General features: G+C 63.1%; 1 protein-coding gene. It reads left to right on the forward strand.

Going from position 1 to position 957, the window contains the following annotated elements; translation table 11 throughout:
- Positions 1 to 23: 23 nt before the first annotated feature.
- On the forward strand, positions 24 to 957 hold a 934-nt coding region (locus tag NKH49_RS34725), incomplete at its 3' end, for an IS110 family transposase (RefSeq protein ID WP_352930203.1).

A 957-nucleotide genomic window follows, 5' to 3' on the forward strand; every position in this document is an offset into this window, starting at 1 on the left:
GACAAGCACAGGACAAGTGAAAGATGACCAACGATACCATCGGGATCGACATATCGAAAGACCATCTCGACGCCCACAGGCTGAGCGACGGCGCGAGCCGGCGTTTTGCCAACGACAGCCGCGGCCACAAGGCGTTCATGAGCTGGTTGAGCCCGAGCCGGTTGGACCCGCCCGGCGTACGCATCGTCTATGAGCCGACAGGTCCATATCACCGGGCCTTTGAGCGGAAGCTGGCGGCGGCTGGCCTTGCGCTGGTCAAGGTCAACCCACGCCAAGCCCGGCGCTTCGCCGAGGCCACCGGCAGGATCGCCAAGACCGACCGGCTGGACGCCGCCATGCTGGCGCGCATGGGCGCTCTTCTCGACCTCGAAGCACGACCGGTGCGCAGCCCGATCCTCAATAATCTCAAGGACCTGCACATGGCGCGCGAGGCGCTGGTGAAGAACCGGACGGCGGCGAGGAACAGGGCCAAGGCGCTAACCCTTCCCATCCTCAAGCGCCACAATGCCCAGCAGCTCAGGCAGATCGAACGTCAAATGGCTGCTGTCGAAAAGGAGATCACGGCGCTCATCCAGTCCGATCCCGATCTCTCCCGTCGCTTCGCTATCCTCGTCTCGATCCCGGGCGTCTCGGCAATCACCGCCTTCGCGCTTCTCATCGAAATGCCCGAACTCGGCACGCTCGGTCAGGGTCAGGCTGCTTCCCTCGCAGGCCTCGCTCCCGTCGCACGACAGTCCGGCAACTGGATCGGCCGCGCCTTCATCCGCGGCGGGCGAGCCAATGTCCGACAGGCACTCTACATGCCCGCCCTCGTCGCCATGCGCTTCAATCCCGATCTAAAGGCAAAATACCACCAGCTCACGGCCGACGGCAAAGCCTCAAAACTCGCCATCACAGCCATCATGCGAAAGCTCATCATCCTCGCAAACGCACTACTCAGGGACAATCGGACCTGGA

Source organism: Mesorhizobium sp. M1088 (assembly GCF_040318575.1).
Lineage (GTDB): Bacteria > Pseudomonadota > Alphaproteobacteria > Rhizobiales > Rhizobiaceae > Mesorhizobium.